Source organism: Devosia enhydra, from assembly GCF_900119845.1.
Classification (GTDB): Bacteria; Pseudomonadota; Alphaproteobacteria; order Rhizobiales; family Devosiaceae; genus FPKU01.
The window spans coordinates 496,262-514,308 of record NZ_FPKU01000002.1; the positions used below are offsets into that span (position 1 = coordinate 496,262).

At 66.2% G+C, this 18,047-nt stretch carries 22 protein-coding genes; 12 read left to right on the forward strand and 10 right to left on the reverse strand.

Annotation, left to right across the window (positions count from 1 at the left end; translation table 11 throughout):
- Nucleotides 1-86 precede the first annotated feature (86 nt).
- The 7 genes from BT183_RS11485 to BT183_RS11515 all read left to right on the forward strand — a co-directional run bounded on the left by BT183_RS11485 (nt 87) and on the right by BT183_RS11515 (nt 6,671).
- The gene (locus BT183_RS11485; protein ID WP_072342971.1) at nt 87-1,142 is read left to right on the forward strand and encodes an alpha/beta hydrolase; all 1,056 of its coding nucleotides are present in this window, start codon (nt 87-89) and stop codon (nt 1,140-1,142) included.
- A 149-nt stretch (nt 1,143-1,291) separates the two neighbouring features.
- Nucleotides 1,292-2,434 carry a molecular chaperone DnaJ gene (gene dnaJ / locus BT183_RS11490; RefSeq protein WP_072342974.1) on the forward strand — a complete coding sequence of 381 codons (1,143 nt, stop codon included), beginning with the start codon at nt 1,292-1,294 and terminating at the stop codon, nt 2,432-2,434.
- Nucleotides 2,435-2,461: 27 nt separating this feature from the next.
- On the forward strand, nt 2,462-3,013 hold the full coding sequence (locus tag BT183_RS11495) for an NADPH-dependent FMN reductase (RefSeq protein ID WP_072342977.1): 552 nt from the start codon (nt 2,462-2,464) through the stop codon (nt 3,011-3,013).
- Nucleotides 3,014-3,078: 65 nt separating this feature from the next.
- Nucleotides 3,079-3,819 carry a hypothetical protein gene (locus BT183_RS11500; RefSeq protein WP_143145772.1) on the forward strand — a complete coding sequence of 247 codons (741 nt, stop codon included), beginning with the start codon at nt 3,079-3,081 and terminating at the stop codon, nt 3,817-3,819.
- 673 nt (nt 3,820-4,492) lie between these two features.
- On the forward strand, nt 4,493-5,191 hold the full coding sequence (gene pyrF, locus BT183_RS11505; RefSeq protein ID WP_072342984.1) for an orotidine-5'-phosphate decarboxylase: 699 nt from the start codon (nt 4,493-4,495) through the stop codon (nt 5,189-5,191).
- Nucleotides 5,192-5,238: 47 nt separating this feature from the next.
- Nucleotides 5,239-6,048 carry a 4-hydroxy-tetrahydrodipicolinate reductase gene (gene dapB, locus BT183_RS11510; protein WP_072342986.1) on the forward strand — a complete coding sequence of 270 codons (810 nt, stop codon included), beginning with the start codon at nt 5,239-5,241 and terminating at the stop codon, nt 6,046-6,048.
- An 8-nt stretch (nt 6,049-6,056) separates the two neighbouring features.
- Entirely contained in the window at nt 6,057-6,671 is a 615-nt protein-coding gene (locus tag BT183_RS11515; RefSeq protein WP_072342989.1) for a 2,3-bisphosphoglycerate-dependent phosphoglycerate mutase, read from the forward strand.
- 213 nt (nt 6,672-6,884) lie between these two features.
- On the opposite strand, the gene BT183_RS11520 is transcribed toward BT183_RS11515, so the two are convergent.
- Complete coding sequence (locus BT183_RS11520) at nt 6,885-7,748, reverse strand: bifunctional helix-turn-helix domain-containing protein/methylated-DNA--[protein]-cysteine S-methyltransferase (RefSeq protein WP_072342992.1); 864 nt, start codon at nt 7,746-7,748, stop codon at nt 6,885-6,887.
- Between the two features lie 82 nt (nt 7,749-7,830).
- Nucleotides 7,831-8,310 (reverse strand): DUF2244 domain-containing protein, encoded by a 480-nt coding sequence (locus tag BT183_RS11525; RefSeq protein ID WP_072342995.1) that lies wholly within the window; start codon nt 8,308-8,310, stop codon nt 7,831-7,833.
- 36 nt (nt 8,311-8,346) lie between these two features.
- Here BT183_RS11525 and nth point away from each other — a divergent pair, with 36 nt between their 5' ends.
- Nucleotides 8,347-9,057 carry an endonuclease III gene (gene nth, locus BT183_RS11530; RefSeq protein WP_072342998.1) on the forward strand — a complete coding sequence of 237 codons (711 nt, stop codon included), beginning with the start codon at nt 8,347-8,349 and terminating at the stop codon, nt 9,055-9,057.
- 198 nt (nt 9,058-9,255) lie between these two features.
- Here nth and BT183_RS11535 read toward each other — a convergent pair whose 3' ends face one another.
- Nucleotides 9,256-9,699, reverse strand: coding sequence for a DUF2214 family protein (locus BT183_RS11535; RefSeq protein WP_072343001.1), 444 nt, complete (start codon nt 9,697-9,699; stop codon nt 9,256-9,258).
- Nucleotides 9,700-9,792: 93 nt separating this feature from the next.
- Between BT183_RS11535 and BT183_RS11540 the strand changes: the two genes are divergently transcribed.
- Entirely contained in the window at nt 9,793-10,440 is a 648-nt protein-coding gene (locus tag BT183_RS11540) for a TetR/AcrR family transcriptional regulator (protein ID WP_072343004.1), read from the forward strand.
- Between the two features lie 64 nt (nt 10,441-10,504).
- Nucleotides 10,505-11,509, forward strand: coding sequence for an adenosine kinase (locus BT183_RS11545; RefSeq protein ID WP_072343006.1), 1,005 nt, complete (start codon nt 10,505-10,507; stop codon nt 11,507-11,509).
- A gap of 15 nt (nt 11,510-11,524) precedes the next feature.
- On the opposite strand, the gene coaA is transcribed toward BT183_RS11545, so the two are convergent.
- The 7 genes from coaA to hisB are packed head-to-tail and all read right to left on the reverse strand — an operon-like array spanning nt 11,525 to nt 15,964.
- The gene (gene coaA, locus BT183_RS11550) at nt 11,525-12,475 is read right to left on the reverse strand and encodes a type I pantothenate kinase (RefSeq protein ID WP_072343009.1); all 951 of its coding nucleotides are present in this window, start codon (nt 12,473-12,475) and stop codon (nt 11,525-11,527) included.
- Complete coding sequence (locus tag BT183_RS11555) at nt 12,472-12,792, reverse strand: phosphoribosyl-ATP diphosphatase (protein ID WP_072343011.1); 321 nt, start codon at nt 12,790-12,792, stop codon at nt 12,472-12,474. The genes coaA and BT183_RS11555 overlap by 4 nt, the downstream gene beginning before the upstream one ends.
- Before the next feature lie 18 nt (nt 12,793-12,810).
- A complete protein-coding gene (hisF, locus tag BT183_RS11560) occupies nt 12,811-13,590 on the reverse strand; it encodes an imidazole glycerol phosphate synthase subunit HisF (protein ID WP_072343014.1) in 780 nt (259 codons plus the stop codon).
- Nucleotides 13,587-14,327 carry a 1-(5-phosphoribosyl)-5-[(5-phosphoribosylamino)methylideneamino]imidazole-4-carboxamide isomerase gene (gene hisA / locus BT183_RS11565; protein ID WP_072343016.1) on the reverse strand — a complete coding sequence of 247 codons (741 nt, stop codon included), beginning with the start codon at nt 14,325-14,327 and terminating at the stop codon, nt 13,587-13,589. Before hisA ends, hisF begins: the two co-directional genes overlap by 4 nt.
- Nucleotides 14,324-14,974, reverse strand: coding sequence for an imidazole glycerol phosphate synthase subunit HisH (gene hisH / locus BT183_RS11570; protein ID WP_072343019.1), 651 nt, complete (start codon nt 14,972-14,974; stop codon nt 14,324-14,326). Before hisH ends, hisA begins: the two co-directional genes overlap by 4 nt.
- Nucleotides 14,971-15,366: a DUF2628 domain-containing protein gene (locus BT183_RS11575; protein WP_072343022.1), complete on the reverse strand. Its 396-nt coding sequence runs from the start codon at nt 15,364-15,366 to the stop codon at nt 14,971-14,973. Before BT183_RS11575 ends, hisH begins: the two co-directional genes overlap by 4 nt.
- 4 nt (nt 15,367-15,370) lie before the next feature.
- A complete protein-coding gene (gene hisB / locus BT183_RS11580; protein WP_072343025.1) occupies nt 15,371-15,964 on the reverse strand; it encodes an imidazoleglycerol-phosphate dehydratase HisB in 594 nt (197 codons plus the stop codon).
- Nucleotides 15,965-16,080: 116 nt separating this feature from the next.
- On the opposite strand from hisB, the gene hslV reads away from it, so the two are divergent.
- Together hslV and hslU are read left to right on the forward strand one after the other, a co-directional pair.
- Nucleotides 16,081-16,641 carry an ATP-dependent protease subunit HslV gene (hslV, locus tag BT183_RS11585; protein ID WP_072343027.1) on the forward strand — a complete coding sequence of 187 codons (561 nt, stop codon included), beginning with the start codon at nt 16,081-16,083 and terminating at the stop codon, nt 16,639-16,641.
- 92 nt (nt 16,642-16,733) lie between these two features.
- On the forward strand, nt 16,734-18,041 hold the full coding sequence (gene hslU, locus BT183_RS11590; RefSeq protein ID WP_072343030.1) for an ATP-dependent protease ATPase subunit HslU: 1,308 nt from the start codon (nt 16,734-16,736) through the stop codon (nt 18,039-18,041).
- Nucleotides 18,042-18,047 lie beyond the last annotated feature (6 nt).

The window sequence follows — 18,047 nt, forward strand, 5'->3', positions numbered from 1 at the left end:
GAATCAGGGTTGCGGCGCATGCCACAAAGCGGTCATCTTTGGCCTACTCCAACTGATTTGGCCCGTTGCCAGAAAGCCGCTGACCCTTGTCCGCCGCCGACCCCAAGAGCTTCATCGCAACCGCCAGTTTTTCGGTTGCTCCCCCCAAGCCGGTCGAGCCGCCGCGGCTCGATGCCGATATGGGGCACGTGCTCGCGGTCTGGCAGAAGCTGGGCGGTCGCGGCTTGCAGGGGCTCAAGCTCGAGGAGGCGCGCGCCCTGCCCCCGCTGGTCCTCGCCGCCCGCACCATCCTCCGGCGCACAGACGACATGGGCGTCGACATGGAGCCGGCCCGCATCCCCGGCGCCGCAGGACTTCTCGATGCTCGCGTCTATCGCCGCCGCGCCGCGGCCCGTTCGGGGGAAGCCGGCGCCATCCTGTTCTTTCCGGGCGGCGGCTGGGTGCTGGGCAGCCTCGATGCCCATGACGAAACCTGCCGCACCCTCGCCCTGCGCACCGGGGCGGTGGTGATCGCGGTGCTGCCCCGGCAGGCGCCCGAGCACAAATTCCCCGCCGCCCATGACGATGCCAATGCGCTCTGGGCCTGGCTGATGCGCGAGGCCGAGGGCCTGCGCATCGATCCGCGCCGCTGCGCGGTGGCGGGTGAAGGGTCGGGCGGCAATCTCGCTTTCAATGTCGCGCTCTTTGCCCGCGACAGCCGTGGCGCCGACAAGCTGCCCCATCCCGTCCATGTCGCCATGCTCACCCCGGTTGCCGGGGGCGGGCTCGATACGCCCAGCCATCGCGAATGCGGCGCGGCCCTGCCGCTCGGCACGCCCGGGGCGAAATGGCTCGGCCAGCAGGTTTTCGAGCAGACCAAGCAGGCCTATGACAAGCGCATCGCGCTGGCGCTTCGGGCCGATCTTTCCGGCCTGCCGCCCATCAGCCTCGTTCTGGCCGGCGCCGATCCGCTGCGCAGCGATGGCGAGCAACTGGGCCAGGCGCTCAAGCGCTCCGGCATCCGCGTCACCACCAGCCTTTATGATGGGGTGACCCATGATTTCTTCGGCCTGGGGCAGGTCGTGACCAAGGCGGCCTTCGCCCAAGGCGAGGTCGGGATGGCGCTCGCCCTCGCGCTCGGCACCGATCCGCGCTACATCTGAGGGGTTCCGCCGGCCGCGCGGGGTGTTGCCTCGCGCTTGTCCTATGGTAAGAGCGGCGCACCATACCTATTTGAGGCGGGCGCACCGCGACGGCTCGATCCTTTGGGCCGGCGCGCGCCCTGCCAGAACAGCCCGAGAGACGATCGAGATTGGCTAAACGCGACTTCTACGATGTGCTCGGCGTGCCCAAGGGGAGCGACGAGGCGGCCCTCAAGAGCGCCTATCGCAAGCTTGCCATGCAGTTCCACCCGGATCGCAACCCCGGCAATGCCGAAGCCGAACACCGCTTCAAGGAAATCAACGAGGCCTATGATACCTTGAAGGACGCCCAGAAACGGGCGGCCTATGACCGGTTCGGCCACGCTGCCTTCGAAAACGGCGGCGGGCGCGGCGCCAGCGGTTTCGGGCCCGATTTCTCCTCCTCCATGTCCGATATCTTCGAGGATATCTTCGGCGATTTCATGGGCGGGGGCCGCGGCCAGGGCCAGGGCGGACGCGCCAGCCAGTCGCGCCTGCGCGGCTCGGACCTGCGCTACAATCTCGAGATCACCCTCGAGGAAGCGTTCCTCGGGCGCACCGTCGACATCGACGTGCCCACCCTCGTCACCTGCGATACCTGCGATGGCTCGGGCGCCAAGCCCGGCACGGGGCTTTCCACCTGCAAGCACTGCAACGGGCACGGCAAGGTCCGCGCGGCGCAGGGCTTTTTCACCATCGAGCGCACTTGCCCGGTCTGCCACGGCCGCGGCCAGATGATGGACAATCCCTGCACCGATTGCGGCGGCCAGGGCCGGCGCCAGCAGAACCGCACCCTTTCGGTCGACATTCCCAAGGGCATCGAGGACGGCACCCGCATCAGGCTCGCCAATGAAGGCGAGGCCGGGCTGCGCGGCGGGCCGCCGGGCGATCTCTACATCTTCGTGTCGGTCAAGCCGCACGACCTGTTCCAGCGCGACGGGGCCGATCTTTATGCCCGCGTGCCCATCGCCATGACCACGGCGGCGCTTGGCGGCGAGTTCGAGGTGCCAACCCTCGATGCCGCGCGCGCCCGGGTCAAGGTGTCGCCCGGAACCCAGCCGGGCCAGCGCGTGCGCCTCAAGGGCAAGGGCATGCCGATCCTGCGCAGCAAGGATATCGGCGATCTCTATGTCCAGCTCGATGTGGAAACGCCGCAGAACCTGTCGCGGCGCCAGCGCGAGCTGCTCGAGGAGTTCGAAAAGCTCAACACGCGCGAGACCTCGCCGACCTCGGACGGGTTCTTTTCCAAGCTCAAGAGCTTTTTCGAGACCTGATATCGCCGGCAGCATGAGGGCAACGACATGAAGACGGCGATCACGCTTTGCGGTTCGATCCGCAAGGGCTCGTATAACGAGATCCTGCGCGCCCATGTGAGCGGCAGACTGCGCGCCGCCGGCGCCGCGGTCGAGGATATCGATCTGGGCGATTATCCCATGCCGATCTTCAACGAGGATCTCGAGGCCGATCACACCCCCGAGGCGGCCGGCATTCTGGCCGGCAAGTTCGCGGCGGCCGATATCATCTTCATCGCCAGCCCCGAATACAATTCGGGCGTCTCGCCGCTGATGCTCAACACCATCACCTGGATCTCGCGCCAGAAGCAGGGCCAGTTCAGGCATGCGGTGTTCGGGCTCGGGGCGGTCTCCTCGGGCAAATATGGCGCCATCGTCGGCATCTACCACCTGCGCGACGCGCTGCTCAAAGTCGGCGCTCTCGTCACCCCCACCCTCCTCGGCGTCGGCCCTGCCTCGGACGCCTTCGACGCCGAGGGCGCCCCCAGGGAAGCCGGCATCCAGCGCAAGGTCGACGCCCAGGTCCGCGAACTCATGGCCTTCTCGCGCGGCGGCGCCTGAGGCCGGCTTTACCTGCCCCTGCTTTGCATGCCAGATACTGCGGCATGTATTTCGGGGGGCTATTGGTGATCACTGTTTCAATGCGCCGGCTTTTTGCCGGCCTTCTGCTTTTCGGGCTCAGTAGTTTTCCGGCCCTGGCGCAATCGAGCCTCGTCAACAAGACGCAGCTCTTCTTCGGACCGGGGCACGGCACCCAGGTCGAATATCTCGCCAAGGGCGGCACGAGCTACCTCTGGTATCCGGGCAATCGCGTCATCCTGCGCGGCGACTGGAAGACCGAAGGCAATCGCATCTGCTTCCGCTATGGCGCCAACACCTACAATCCGGTGACCGGCCAGCGCGGCGCCACCTGGTCGTGCCAGTTACTGTCCGAGCATCGCCGGTTCATGACCGAATCGCGCACGGGCGACGTGCTCGGCCTTGCGGGGCGGGACAAGCCGCCCTTCACCCTCGACAGCCGCCAGGTCACCCTCGCGGCGCTGATCACCGCAGTAGAGACCGGCCGCAAGCCGGAGATGCCGCCGCCGGGCAAGGCTATCACCAATGCCGAGGCCGATGCGCTCTGCAAGGCCGTCGTGGCCAATGCCGATCGCAGCCGTGCGGATCAGGTGGCGGCCGCCCATCTCTATTTCCACGGCATGCATATGGGCAGCCGCTGCGTAAGGCACGACTACGCCAAAAGCTTCGCCCTGCTCGACGCCGCCGGCGACACCATCTGGCGCGCCAACTTTATCCGCCTCCTCCGCGAACGCGCCAGAGGTGGTATGCCCGACGCCCAAACCGCCCTCCGCCGCCTTGGCCTCTGAGGCGAAAAGGCCGCGATGTGACGTAAAGAGAGGCCCTCATGGTGAGGAGCCCCGCAGGGGCGTCTCGAACCACGAGGGCCGCTTGCACCGAATTCCCCGCTCATGGTTCGAGACGCGGCTGCGCCGCTCCTCACCATGAGGTCTCTCTGCCAGCAGCCTGAAAGCAGAGAATTTATCCCCACCCCCATCCACCGCCCCCATAATGCCCTCATCTCCCACCCGGGTGGTGTCGCGACGCTTCGAGCCGTGCCGCAGGCCAAATCGCTCCAGTGGAGCGATTTGAGGGGAGAAGGCCATGAGAGCTACGCTCGAACGGCAAAGATCGGGGTGGGATGCGGGTGCGGGGCCGGTCGCGGGCTCGCAGGCCCTCGATGATGCGCATGGCCAGAGGGCCAAGGCCAGGACGGGACCTCAACACTCCCGGGACCCGGGGACATAGCCCAGACGCCCAGTTCGCATCCCGACTTAAGCCAAAAATCCCGAACACCCGGCGAGGCGCAAGTCTCACCACACTGCGGACCACCCGCGCCGAGGCAAACCGCCTCGCCGGGCCGCCCAACCTTACCCCGAACCCGGATGGGCCACGCCCTGCCGGCCATCGCCCATGCCGAAGCGCTTGCCCGCCATCGCCCCCTGTGGCAGGAGGCGGCAACCGAAACGCCGAGAGAGTGTCATGGCCGGAACCCTCATCGTCGCCCTCGATCTCGATAGCCGCGCCGAAGCCGAGGCGCTGATCGCCCGGCTGGGCGATGCCGTCGATTTCTACAAGATCGGCTACCAGCTGTTTTACGGCGGGGATGGCCTTTCGCTCGGCAAGGCGCTGCTCGCCGCCGGCAAGCGCGTGTTCTTCGATCTCAAGCTGCTCGACATCGACAACACCATCGAAAAAGGCGTCACGGCCCTTGCTTCGACTGGCGCGCAGATGCTCACCATCCACGCCTATCCCAAGGCGATGCGTGTCGCGGCAAAAGCGGCGGAGGGCTCGGGCGCAACCGTGCTCGGGGTCACGGTCCTGACCTCAATGGACGATGCGGATCTCAGGGAAGCCGGCTATGCCCGCGATGCAGCCGGGCTCGTCCTGTTGCGTGCGCAGCAGGCGCGCGATGCGGGCATTGGCGGGCTCGTCTGCGCGGCGACCGAAGCACAGATGGTACGCCCCGTGCTGGGGCCCGACATGGCCATCGTCACCCCCGGCATCCGCCCGCTTGGCGCCGCGCAGGGCGACCAGAAGCGGGTTATGGGCCCCGGCCAGGCCCTTACGGCGGGCGCCACCCATCTCGTGGTCGGCCGCCCGATCACCGCCGCACAGGACCCTGCCGAGGCCGCCCGCGCGATATTGGCCGAAATGGCGAGCGGCACGCGGCTGGCCTGAACCGGCCGCTCTTGGTAAAAGGCCGGGGCTTTGAAGGAGAGTTGGCGATGTCGGATGTAAAGATCGCGGTGGCCGGGGCCGGCGGCCGCATGGGCGCAGCCGTCATCCGGGCCGCGCAGATCGCGGGCGCTTCCGTCCATTCCGCCTTCGACCGGCACGGCTCGGCCGCCATCGGTAAGGATGCCGGCACGCTTGCGGGCACCGATGCGCTGGGCGTTGCTGTCGTCGACGACATCGCTACCGCCCTTGCCGGGGCCGATGCCATCATCGATTTCACCGTGCCCTCGGCCAGCGTCATGCTGGCGCGCCATGCCGCAGAGCATGGGCTCATCCATATCTGCGGCACCACCGGCTTCACGCCGGGAGAAAGCGACGAGATCGCCGCGGCCGCCCGGGCCGGCGCGCGCATCGTCAAGTCCGGCAATTTCTCGCTCGGGGTCAACCTGCTCGCTGGTCTCGTGCGGCAGGCGGCCAAGGCGCTGCCGGGCTTTGACATCGAAATTCTCGAAATGCACCACAACCGCAAGGTCGATGCGCCTTCGGGCACGGCCCTGCTCCTGGGGCAGGCGGCTGCCGAGGGCCGCGCCGTTGCGCTTGATGATGTGTCCGTGCGCGTTCGCGATGGCCATACCGGGCCGCGCGAGCCGGGCACCATCGGCTTTGCCACATTGCGGGGCGGCACCGTGGTGGGCGAGCACAGCGTCATCCTTGCGGGCGATCGCGAGATGATCACCCTCTCCCACCGCGCTGATGATCGCGCCATCTTTGCCAATGGCGCCGTGCGCGCCGCGCTCTGGGCGGCTGACAAGCCTGCCGGGCTTTACGACATGGCCGATGTGCTCGGCCTCAAGGATTAGGAGAGATTATGACGGGCATGCTGATCCTGGTCCGACACGGCCAGAGCGAATGGAACCTCAAGAACCTTTTTACCGGCTGGCGCAATGTGGAGCTGACCGAACAGGGCATCGGCGAGGCGCGCGCCACCGGCAAGAAGCTCGCGGCGGCCGGCATCGTGCCCGACCTGTTCTACACCTCGGCCCTGCGCCGGGCGCAGCACACGCTCGACCTCATCCTCGAGGAAATGGGCATCGTCAACCTCACCATCACCCGCAACCAGGCCCTCAACGAGCGCGACTATGGCGATCTGTCGGGGCTCAACAAGGATGATGCGCGGGCCAAATGGGGCGACGAGCAGGTGCTGATCTGGCGCCGCTCCTATGATGTGCCCCCGCCGGGCGGGGAGAGCCTCAAGGACACCGCCGATCGCACCCAGCCCTATTTCGAGGCCGAAATCCTGCCCCATCTCAAGGCCGGCAAGACTGTGCTCGTCACCGCGCACGGCAATTCGCTGCGGGCGCTGGTCAAGGCCATCGAGGGCCTGACCCCCGACGAGATCCTGAAGCGCGAGATCGCCACCGGCGAGCCCGTCGCTTACCGCATCGGGCCCGATGGCGCGATGATCGAGAAGGTTACACTCTAGAGGCTTCACGTTTGGGCTGATGCGCGGCGCTGCAGTCGTCACCCTCCCCCTTTGCGGGGAGGGATCAAGGGTGGGGGGCGGGGAGCCACCAGACGCACCGTTGATTCACTTGCTCCCCTCATCCCACCCCGGCCCTCCCCCGTCCAAGGAGAGGGAGGCCGACTGAGAGCTCAGTTCGTCCTGAGAGGCGGTTCAACCATAAGGTGAAGCGCTTTAGACCGCGGTCACCCCGGCCTCCCAGCCCAGCATGGCGCGCTTGCGCGGCAATCCCCAGTGATAGCCGGTGAGCGCGCCCGTCGCGCCCACCACCCGATGGCAGGGCACGACGAAGGAGATCGGGTTGCGCCCCACCGCCGCCCCCACCGCCCGCGCCGCCGTCGGCCGGCCGAGGTTCTGGGCGAGTGCGCCATAGGTGGTCGCCCGGCCCACCGGCACGCCGAGCAGGGTCTGCCACACCGAGACTTCGAAATCGGTGCCGATCAGCACCACCCGCACCGGCTCGTCGGACTGCCAGCGTCCGGGCTCGAAGATGCGGCGGGCCAGCGCGGCAACGGCCGCATCATTGCGGGCATAGCGGGCCCGGGGCCAGCGGCGGGCGAGATCGGCGAAAGCGGCCTCCACGTCCTCGGGTCCATCGGCAAAGCCGAGGCCGGCGAGCCCCCAGCGCGTCGTGACCATCACGGCGAGGCCGAAGGGCGAGGGCGCCACGCCCCAGTCCATCGCCAGCCCCTCGCCCCTGTCGCGCCAGGCGCCGGGCGGCATGGCCTCATGGGTCACGAAGAGATCGTGCAGCCGCGATGCCGAGGAGTAACCCACGTCATAGGCGACCCCGATTATACTGCCCTCTCCGCCGAGCAGGCGTCGGGCATGATCGAGAGCAACGGCTTGCGAAAAACTCTTGGGCGTCAGCCCGCACCAGGCCTGGAACAGCGCCACGAGCTGCCGTTCGGAAAGGTCGAGCGCCTTTGCGAACATAGGCAGGTCGAGATCTTCCGGTCCCGTCTCGGTGAGATAAGCGATGGCGCGGCGTACCCGCTCGTAATCGTGATGGGCGGCAAGGGTCTGGTCGTGAGGCATTTCGTGGGCTGTCGATGGGGAGCTCATCACCCCAGACTAGGGCAGAGCCCCCTCGCGATCGACCCGATTTTGACGGATCGGCCTATCTGCGGGCCTGCCGCAGCGCCGTCCCGAACGCCTTGGCAAAGCTCGACTTCTCGTTTTCGGCGAGAAAGGCCCCGATCTCCAGCGTCTGGTCCGCGCCGCGCAGATGAAGCGCGCGGGTGCGCTCGTTGATGTCCCGGTCGATCACGAGGCGCACCGCGAGGGGGTTGAACGAAAAACTCCGGCGCTGGCCTTTGCCGTCCACCTTGAGGATGTCGAGCTGGTGGCGCCAGAGCGTCACCTCCTCGAAGGCGCGTCCATTGCGGCGCGCGGCCGACAGCGCCCACCACACGGCGAGGATGTCGAGGCCCATGAACCCGACGATCGGCCAGGCGCCCATCGAGAAAAACACCATCCCTGGCACCGAGGCCATCACCACCATCACGGCGATGACGATGCGCTGCCCGTTGCCGGTCAGGGAATTGTGCGGTGTGAGCTTGGCGGCAAAGAGCGGCCGGGCTTGCGTGGTGGTCGACATCCTTGCATCACTTCGTCGGATGGAATCGAGGCTCGCATGACTTCGCCTAAACGAACAAGACGCCTCTCACGATCAGATGTCGACGCGATTTTTGGCGCTTTTTCGGCAGCGAACCCGGAACCGAAGGGCGAGCTCGATTATGTCAACCCGTTCACCCTGCTGGTGGCGGTCGTTCTCTCGGCCCAGGCCACCGATGTGGGGGTGAACAAGGCCACCGGGCCGCTCTTTGCCATCGCCGATACGCCCGAGAAAATGGTGGCGCTGGGGCTCGAGACCATCGAGGCCCATATCCGCACCATCGGGCTTTTCCGCACCAAGGCGCGCAACGTGCTGGCGCTCTCCGAGCGGCTCATCGCCGAATTCGGTTCCGAAGTGCCCCAGACTCGCGAAGCGCTCGAATCGCTGCCCGGCGTCGGCCGCAAGACGGCAAACGTGGTGCTCAACATCGCCTTCGGCCAGCCCACCATCGCGGTGGATACCCATCTCTTCCGGGTCGGCAACCGCACGGGCCTTGCCCCCGGCAAGACGCCGCTGGCCGTGGAACTGGGCCTCGAAAAGATCGTGCCCGACCGCTATCGGCGGCACGCCCATCACTGGCTGATCCTGCACGGCCGCTATGTATGCAAGGCGCGCAAGCCCGAATGCTGGCACTGCCTCATCGCCGAATGGTGCCGCTTCGAACCCAAGACCCCGCCGCCAAAAGGTACCCTGCCGCTCGAAGGCGACCTTCCGGGAGAGGAGCCTTAGGCGAGGCGACGCGGCGCCCATACGGTCCTACGCCACCCAACCCACCCCATACTCGACGTCATTCCCGCGAAAGCGGGGATCCAGTTTGCGATCTACAGGCACCACCAGGCGAAACAAAACTGCTTTCCCGCCTTCGGGAATGACCCCGGGGCACGTACGAAGCAGTCCCCCGAGAAATCCCCCCGCCCCTTTTGTCCCCTACAATCCGATGCCGCGGGCCATGAGGGCTGCGGCAATGGGAATGAGGAAGAGGAGGCCCAGTTCGGCATGGAGCAGCGTGCGCACGCGCTTGAGGTCTCCGGCCGGCACCGTGAAGGCTGCATCGGCCTTCAATGCCTTGTTCCAGCGCAGGAAGGCCAGCGTCGGGGGCACGGACAAAAGCCCCACCACGACGAACAGCCCGATCTTGGTCCAGAACACCGGGTTGGCGAGATAGAAATTCGCCTCGTTGTGAAACACCCGTCCGAACCCGGCCAGCAGGACGAGGATCGCCGCCCCGCCATAGATCGCGTCGAGCCGACCCAGCAGCCGGACGGCGTTCGGGGTCACTCCGGCACGCAGCACCGCGAATTCGGCGCCCAGCATGGCCACGACGGCGAAAACGCCCAGATGATGGGCAATGGTCAGGACGATATCGCCCATGTTGACTCCGCTCACTTGGTGGAAAGCGCGATGTGAGCGCTGCTCAAATCACGCGAACGATGTTAGCAGCGTATGTGAACAGGGTTAAGTCAGATGTTTCCAGTGCCCACATCGGCGCAAGCGCGGGAGGAGAGCTATCATCATGGCGATCTGGCGCAGGCGCTCGTCGATGCGGGGCTGGATGCAATGGCGGCGGGCAGCCCCCTACCCGGCTTGCGCGAACTGGCGCGCCGCGTAGGCGTTTCATCGGCCGCGCCCTACCGGCATTTCCGCAATCGCGACGAACTCGTGGCTGCCATCGCCGCCGAGGGCTTCCACCGCTTCGCCAGGCTCCTGCAGCAGGCGGCAGCAGGCCGCCCTGCCGATCTTCAATTGCCTGCCATTGGGCGCGCCTATGTGCGGTTTGCGCGGGAAAACCGGCCGCTCTTCCAGCTGATGTTCTCGCCCGAGATCGACCGGATCGGGGACGACAGCCTGAAGGTGGCGATGGAAGCAACGCTCGCGCCCCTCACCAGCGCGGCGACCCACGAAGCCGGACGGCGCGATCCGCTCGATGCCACACTCGGCGCCTGGGCGCTGATGCACGGGCTAGCGCAGCTGCTGCTCGATCCGGGCCTTCTCGACCTCGATGCCGAACGCAGCGAGCGGCTGGTCGCCGGCATCCTCCAGACCTTCGTCGCCGGCCTGAGGGCCACCCCCGGCGCAACCGTCCTGAGGCCGGGGTTCGAGCGGGTCTCCTGAGGCTTGAGGTTGCGTCGCCCGCACCCATCCTCTATTGCCTCCCCCGTTCCTGGAGAGCCCGCCCGTGCCCGAAACCCGTTTCGACGTCCTGACCATCGGCAACGCCATCGTCGACGTCATTGCCCCGATCGATGCCGATTTCCTTGCGCGCGAGGGGCTGTCAGAGGGGATCATGCATTTGGTCGATGCCGACCGCTCGGCCTATCTTTATGCCCGCATGCCCGAGAGCAAGACGCAGATTTCGGGGGGCAGCGCCGCCAATACGGCGGCCGGTGTCGCGTCTCTCGGCGGACGGGCTGCCTTTATCGGCAAGGTCGCCGATGACGAGCTCGGCGATGTCTTCGCCGCCGATCTCGAGGCCATCGGGGTGCACTACACCACGACCCGCCTCATCCATGGCGCCGCCACCGCCCGCTCGATGATCCTGCTATCGGCCGATGGCGAGCGCACCATGAACACCTATCTGGGCGCCTGCCACCAGCTGACCGAAGCCGACATCCATGAAGACGAGATCGGCGACGCCGGCCTCACCTATATGGAGGGCTATCTCTGGGATCCGGTCGAGGCCAAGAAGGCCTTCGTGCGCGCCGCCCATTATGCCCACAAGCATGAACGCGCCACGTCCTTCACGCTCTCGGACCCGTTCTGCGTCCATCGCTTCCGCGAGGAATTCCTCGATCTCATCCGCTCGCAGACGATCGACTACGTGCTCGCCAATGTCGATGAGCTCAAGGCCCTCTACCAGACGCAGGATCTGGGCACTGCCGTACGCGGCATCGCCAAGGATGCCGAGCTCGCAGCCATAACCATGGGCGCCGATGGCGCAATGGTCGTCGCCAATGGCGAGGTGATTTCCGTGCCGGCCTATCCCGTGCCCGATGTCGTCGATGTCACCGGCGCCGGCGATCTCTTCGCCTCGGGCTTCCTTCTTGGCCTCTCGCGTGGCCAGCCGCTCGAAATGGCGCTCAAGGCCGGCTGCCTCGCGGCGTCCGAAGTGATTTCCCATATCGGGGCGAGGCCGGTGGCCGATCTGCGGACCCTGGCCGAACGGGAAGGCGTCGCCGTCTGACGCTGATGGCAGCCCTTAGAGCTTGCGCAGCGCCACTTCGGCGATGGCGTGGTCCGGACCCTTCTTGAGAATCAGGTCGGCCCGGCTTCGCGTAGGCAGAATGTTATCCACGAGGTTGGGCTTGTTGATACCCTCCCAGGCCGAGAGCGCGAAGGCGCGGGCCTCATCCTCTTCCATCCGCGCATACCGGTGAAAGAAGGAGCGCGGGTCCTGGAAGGCCGTCTCGCGCAACCGGAAGAAGCGTTCGAGGAACCAGCGCCTGAGGTCACGCTCCTCGGCATCGAGATAGATCGAGAAATCAAGGAAGTCGGAGGCAAACAGAACCGGATTGCCGCTCTTGGGCGCCTCACCTGGCTGCAGGATGTTGAGACCTTCCACGATCAGGATGTCGGGACGGTCGATGAGGATCGATTGCCCCGCCACCACGTCATAGGCCAGGTGCGAGTAGACGGGCACCGTCACCTTGGGCCGGCCTGACTTGATATCGGACAAAAAGCCGAGGAACCGTCCGCGATCATAGCTTTCGGGAAAGCCCTTGCGGGCCATCAGTCCACGCGCCTCGAGGACGGCATTGGGAAAGAGGAAGCCATCCGTCGTCACGAGATCGACCTTGGGCGAGGCCGGCCAGCGCGACAACATCGCCTGGAGGATGCGCGCCGTGGTCGATTTGCCGACCGCAACCGATCCGGCCACCCCGATGATATAGGGCACCTTGCCGCCATTGGTCCCCAGAAACGCCTGGCTCGCCCGATGCAGGCCCTGCATGGCCTCGTGATAGAGCGAGATCAGACGCGAGAGCGGCAGATAGACCTCCTCTGCCTCCTGCCGCGAGATCGGATCGCCCAGCCCGCGCAGCCGCTCGATGTCGCCGGCATCCAGCGTCATCGGCTCGTCGGCGCGCAGCCGCGACCATTCCGCCTTGCTGAACCGCACATAGGGCGAAACGAGCGTCGAACCCCGGCTCATGAGCGCGGCCGCCCGGCCTTTTCGGCAAGACCGGACTGGGCGGTGCGGCTCTCCAGTTCCGCCATCACCTGTGCCAGCGGCACATCAGATGCGCGGAGCAGCACGAGCAGATGATAGAGCACATCGCCGGCTTCCGCCGCCAGTTCCTCCTTCCTGCCCGCCACTGCGGCGATGGCGGCCTCGACCGCCTCCTCGCCCAGCTTTTGTGCGCATTTCTCGACGCCGCGGGCGATGAGCTTGGCGGTGTAGCTCTCATCGGGCGAGGCGGAAGCGCGCACCGCCACCCGCCGGTCCAGCTCTTCGAGGGAAAAACTCATGAGCGTTTGCTCCTCGCCCTAGGGGGCGTCGCTGGGGTCCATGCGCACCGGCACGCCATGGGCGGCCAGATGCGCCTTGGCCTGCCCAATGCTGAAGGTGCCGAAATGGAAGATCGAGGCGGCAAGCACCGCCGAGGCATGACCCTCTTTCACCCCGTCGACGAGGTGATCGAGCGTACCGACGCCGCCCGAGGCCACCACCGGCACCTCCACCGCATCGGCGATGGCGCGGGTGAGGGCGAGGTCGAAGCCGGACTTGGTGCCGTCGCGATCCATCGAGGTCACGAGCAGCTCCCCTGCCCCGCGTCCGACCATGGCGCGGGCAAACTCCACCGCGTCGAGCCCGGTGGCGTTGCGCCCGCCATGGGTGAAGATTTCCCACCGCCCCGGAGCGATAGTGCGGGCATCGACCGAGACCACGATGCACTGGTTGCCGAACTTGTCGGCCGCCCGAGAAATGAAGTCCGGGTCGCGCACCGCGGCCGAATTGATCGACACCTTGTCGGCGCCCGAAAGCAGCAACTTGCGGATATCCTCGAGCGACCGGACCCCCCCACCCACCGTCACCGGCATGAAACAGTGCTCGGCGGTGCGCGCCACCACATCGAAGATCGTGTCGCGACCTTCATGGCTTGCCGCGATGTCGAGAAAGCAGAGCTCGTCGGCCCCGGCCGCGTCATAGGCGATCGCTGCCTCGACCGGATCGCCGGCATCGACGAGATCGACGAACTGCACGCCCTTGACCACGCGTCCGTCCTTGACGTCGAGGCAGGGGATGAGGCGGGTCTTGAGGGTCATCGCCCGCTCCTTGCCGCCTTGATCAAGGCCAGTGCTTCACGTGAATCAATGCGCCCGTCATACAGCGCCCGCCCCGAGATCGCGCCTTCGAGGATGGCATATTCAGGCTGCGTCAGGGTGCGGATATCGTCCATGGAGGCAAGGCCTCCAGACGCAATGACCGGGATCGAGACCGATTGCGCCAGCGCCAGCGTCGCCTCCCAGTTGATGCCGGTCAGGATGCCGTCGCGGTCGATATCGGTATAGATGATGGCCGCAACCCCTGCCCCCTCGAAGCGCTTCGCCAGTTCGATGACATCGAGCGACGAGGTTTCGGCCCAGCCCTCGACGGCCACCATGCCGCCGCGTGCATCGATGCCCACGGCCACCTGTCCGGGAAACCGTCGCGCCGCTTCCTTCACCAGGGCCGGGTCCCGCACGGCCACCGTGCCGAGGATCACGCGGGCGAGGCCCTTCTCCAGCCAGCCCTCGATATGCTCGAGCGTCCGAATGCCGCCGCCGAGCTGCACCGGAAACGACACGGTATCGAGAATGGCCTCGACCGCAGCCCCGTTTACCGACTGGCCGGCGAAGGCGCCGTTGAGGTCGACGACATGCAGGTACTCGAAGCCCTGCTGCTCGAACTGCCGAGCCTGGTCGGCGGGAGACTCGTTGAAGGTCGTGGCCTGTGCCATGTCGCCGAGCTTGAGGCGCACGCACTGGCCATCCTTGAGGTCGATGGCGGGAAAAAGGATCATGGCTGCCACCGCAGGAAATTGGTGATGATGCGCTGGCCCAGCGCCTGGCTCTTTTCGGGATGGAACTGGGTGCCGAACACCGTGTCGCGCGCCACCGCCGCCGTTATGGTCCCGCCATAGTCGGCCGTCGCCACCACATGCTCGGTACTCTCGGCATGCAGATGATAGGAGTGCACGAAATAAGCGTGCAAGCCATCCGGCCCATCGGGAATGCCCGCGAGCACCGGGTGGTCGCGCAGCACAGTGAGCGTGTTCCAGCCCATATGCGGCACCTTGAGACCGCCTTCGGGCATGATGCGTTCGACGGCGCCCGGGATCCAGCCCAGCCCCCGCGTCACGGTCTTCTCACGGCCTTCGGTCGCCAGAAGCTGCATGCCGACGCAGATGCCGATAAATGGCGTTCCGCCCCGGCGCACCTTTTCCTCGAGCACCTCGACCATGCCGGAGACGGCATCGAGGCCGGCGCGACAATCGGCGAAGGCCCCGACGCCCGGCAGCACGATGCGGTCGGCGTGACGAACGACCTGAGGATCGGCGGTGACGACGATCTCGGGGCCGTTGTCGAGCCCGGCCGCAGCCTTTTCGAAGGCATTGGCGGCCGAGCGCAGATTGCCCGAACCATAGTCAATGATGGCAACGCGGCTCATGGCTCAACTCCCTTCGCTGGGGTATCGAGCCAGGCGAGCAGCGCCGCATCGGCATCTGCTGCCATGCGCTCGCCTACCGATAAGTACCCGCGCCGTGCGAGAGCCACGCGCCGCAGAGCCGCCGCTTCGAGCCCCACGAGCAGGCACAGGCAGGCATAGGCCAGAAACGCGGCATCCCCCCCGATCCACCGACTGGCAAGACCGAGGAGCACGACAAGCCCGATGAACCCCAGACCGATGAGCCACAGCCGGTTGACCAGCAGCCAGACCGGCGCAAAGACAAAAGCCGGCCAGCTGAAGCGGTCGGCCACGGCTACCGGAAGGGCTCCGAACGGCTCGGCCGCGGCGGGGACCGCAGAGGGTGATTTTTCGAACAGAGATATCAGCTGCATGGCGTCATCCCGCAAGGGTCCCCTTGGTCGAGGGCACACGATTGGCCGCGCGCGGATCGATCTCGACGGCGTCGCGCAAGGCCCGGGCGAGCGCCTTGAAGGCGCTCTCGGCGATGTGGTGGTCGTTGTCGCCATAAAAGCATTCGACATGAAGGGTGATGCCGGCATTCATCGCAAAAGCCTGGAACCACTCGCGGAACAGCTGGGTGTCGAACTCGCCGACCTTTCCATGCGTGAAGGCCACCTTCCAGACGAGGAAGGGCCGACCCGAAACATCGAGCGCCACGCGGGTCAGCGTGCCATCCATGGCGAGGTCCGAGCTCGCATAGCGCCTGATGCCGGCCTTGTCGCCCAAGGCCTTCTGAACCGCCTGCCCGAGCGCAATGCCGACATCCTCGGCCGTGTGGTGCATGTCGATATGCAGGTCACCCTTGGCGGTGACGCTCATGTCGATGAGCGAATGGCGCGAGAGCTGGTCGAGCATGTGATCGAGAAAGCCGATGCCCGTTGCCATTTCGTGCCGGCCGGTGCCGTCGAGGTCGATCGCGACGGCGATCTCGGTCTCGTTGGTCCTGCGGCTCAGTTCGGCCTTGCGCATCGGGGCTCTCCTTGGTTCGGCGCTCCATAGCAGGCAGCCCCATCGCTGGCAAAGGCGCGATCATTGCATTCGGGCTGCCGAGACCTAAATAGGAGCAAATCCTTTTGGAGCGTTTGATGTCGAAGGACAATGACTTTCCCGGCTGGCACGGTACCACCATCGTATCGGTCAGAAAGGGCGGCAAGGTGGTGATCGCCGGCGACGGCCAGGTCTCGATGGGCCAGACCGTCATGAAGCATGGCGCGCGCAAGGTGCGCAAACTGGCCGGCGGCAAGGTGATCGGCGGCTTCGCCGGGGCCACCGCCGATGCGTTCACCCTCTTCGAGCGGCTCGAAGCCAAGCTCGAGCAATATCCCGACCAGCTGATGCGGGCGGCCGTGGAACTGGCCAAGGACTGGCGGACCGACCGCTATCTTCGCCGGCTCGAGGCGCTGATGATCGTGGCCGATGCCAAGGAAACGCTCGTGCTCACCGGCACGGGCGACGTGCTGACGCCCGATCACGGCGTCACCGCAATCGGCTCGGGCGGTAATTACGCCCTCTCGGCCGCGCTTGCGCTTTCGGAGAACACCGAGATGGACGCCGAGGCCATCGCCCGCGCGGCCATGAAGATCGCAGAAGAAATCTGCGTCTACACCAACGGCAATGTGACGGTCGAAAGCCTCGAGACCGCCTGAGCCCATCCCCCCTGCCCGCCGGCTCCAGAGCGGCGGGCCCCTCCAGACTGGGAGACCGCGCCATACCGGGCGGCTCCGGAAGGAACAGCAGAGTGACCGAGAGGAATTTTTCGCCGCGGGAGATCGTTTCCGAGCTCGACCGCTATATCGTGGGCCAGGCCGATGCCAAGCGCGCCGTCGCCATCGCCCTGCGCAACCGCTGGCGGCGCCAGCAGCTCGCCCCAGAGCTGCGCCAGGAAGTGACGCCCAAGAACATCCTGATGATCGGGCCCACGGGCGTGGGCAAGACCGAGATTTCGCGCCGCCTCGCAAAGCTGGCGCAGGCGCCCTTCGTCAAGGTCGAGGCCACCAAGTTCACCGAAGTCGGCTATGTGGGTCGCGACGTCGAACAGATCGTCCGCGATCTCGTGGAAGCCGGCATCACGGTGTTGCGCGACCAGCGCCGCCGCGACGTGCAGGCGCAGGCCCATCACAATGCCGAGGAGCGCGTGCTCGATGCGCTGGTCGGCACCTCGGCCACGCCTTCCACGCGCGACAGCTTCCGCAGGAAACTGCGGGGCAACGAGCTCGATGACAAGGAAATCGAGATCGAACTGCAGCCCACCGGTCCCTCCGGCTTCGAAATGCCGGGCATGCCCAATGGCGGCATCGGCATGATCAACATTTCCGACATGTTCAAGCAGGCCATGGGTGGGCGCGGCGTCAAGCGCAAGCTGCGCGTCAAGGATGCCTATGAGCCGCTGATCGCCGAGGAGGCCGACAAGCTTCTCGACCAGGACCAGCTCAAGACCGAAGCGATCGAGCTCGTGGAAAACCACGGCATCGTCTTCATCGACGAGATCGACAAGGTGGCAGCCCGTGAAGGCGGCGTGCAGGGCGGGCCATCGCGCGAGGGCGTCCAGCGCGACCTACTGCCGCTTATCGAAGGCACGACGGTTGCGACCAAGTACGGACCGGTCAAGACCGACCATATCCTCTTCATCGCCTCGGGCGCCTTCCATGTCTCCAAGCCCTCGGACCTTTTGCCCGAACTTCAAGGCCGCCTGCCGATCCGCGTCGAGCTCAAGGCGCTGACGCGGGCCGACTTCATCCGCATCCTGTCCGATACCGAAGTCAGCCTCATCCGCCAGTATATCGCGCTGATGCAGACCGAAGGGCTGACGCTGGAGTTCACCGAGGATGCCATCGCGGCTCTTGCCGACGCCGCGGTACGGGTCAACTCGACGGTGGAAAATATCGGGGCACGGCGCCTTGCCACCGTCATGGAGCGGCTGGTTGAGGACATTTCGTTCGATGCGCCCGACCGGTCGGGTCAGTCGATCACCATCGATGCCGCTTTCGTCGCCGAGCATATCGGCAAGATGGCGGCCGATGCCGACCTGTCCCGCTTCGTTCTGTAAGAGCAG

Coding starts and splice junctions, on each gene's coding strand:
- BT183_RS11495 (WP_072342977.1), top strand. CDS start 2,462: ATGAAGACGGCGATCACGCTTTGCGGTTCGATCCGCAAGGGCTCGTAT.
- pyrF (WP_072342984.1), top strand. CDS start 4,493: ATGGCCGGAACCCTCATCGTCGCCCTCGATCTCGATAGCCGCGCCGAA.
- dapB (WP_072342986.1), top strand. CDS start 5,239: ATGTCGGATGTAAAGATCGCGGTGGCCGGGGCCGGCGGCCGCATGGGC.
- BT183_RS11515 (WP_072342989.1), top strand. CDS start 6,057: ATGACGGGCATGCTGATCCTGGTCCGACACGGCCAGAGCGAATGGAAC.
- BT183_RS11520 (WP_072342992.1), bottom strand. CDS start 7,748: ATGCCTCACGACCAGACCCTTGCCGCCCATCACGATTACGAGCGGGTA.
- BT183_RS11525 (WP_072342995.1), bottom strand. CDS start 8,310: ATGTCGACCACCACGCAAGCCCGGCCGCTCTTTGCCGCCAAGCTCACA.
- nth (WP_072342998.1), top strand. CDS start 8,347: ATGACTTCGCCTAAACGAACAAGACGCCTCTCACGATCAGATGTCGAC.
- BT183_RS11535 (WP_072343001.1), bottom strand. CDS start 9,699: ATGGGCGATATCGTCCTGACCATTGCCCATCATCTGGGCGTTTTCGCC.
- BT183_RS11540 (WP_072343004.1), top strand. CDS start 9,793: ATGTTTCCAGTGCCCACATCGGCGCAAGCGCGGGAGGAGAGCTATCAT.
- coaA (WP_072343009.1), bottom strand. CDS start 12,475: ATGAGCCGGGGTTCGACGCTCGTTTCGCCCTATGTGCGGTTCAGCAAG.
- BT183_RS11555 (WP_072343011.1), bottom strand. CDS start 12,792: ATGAGTTTTTCCCTCGAAGAGCTGGACCGGCGGGTGGCGGTGCGCGCT.
- hisF (WP_072343014.1), bottom strand. CDS start 13,590: ATGACCCTCAAGACCCGCCTCATCCCCTGCCTCGACGTCAAGGACGGA.
- hisA (WP_072343016.1), bottom strand. CDS start 14,327: ATGATCCTTTTTCCCGCCATCGACCTCAAGGATGGCCAGTGCGTGCGC.
- hisH (WP_072343019.1), bottom strand. CDS start 14,974: ATGAGCCGCGTTGCCATCATTGACTATGGTTCGGGCAATCTGCGCTCG.
- BT183_RS11575 (WP_072343022.1), bottom strand. CDS start 15,366: ATGCAGCTGATATCTCTGTTCGAAAAATCACCCTCTGCGGTCCCCGCC.
- hisB (WP_072343025.1), bottom strand. CDS start 15,964: ATGCGCAAGGCCGAACTGAGCCGCAGGACCAACGAGACCGAGATCGCC.
- hslV (WP_072343027.1), top strand. CDS start 16,081: ATGTCGAAGGACAATGACTTTCCCGGCTGGCACGGTACCACCATCGTA.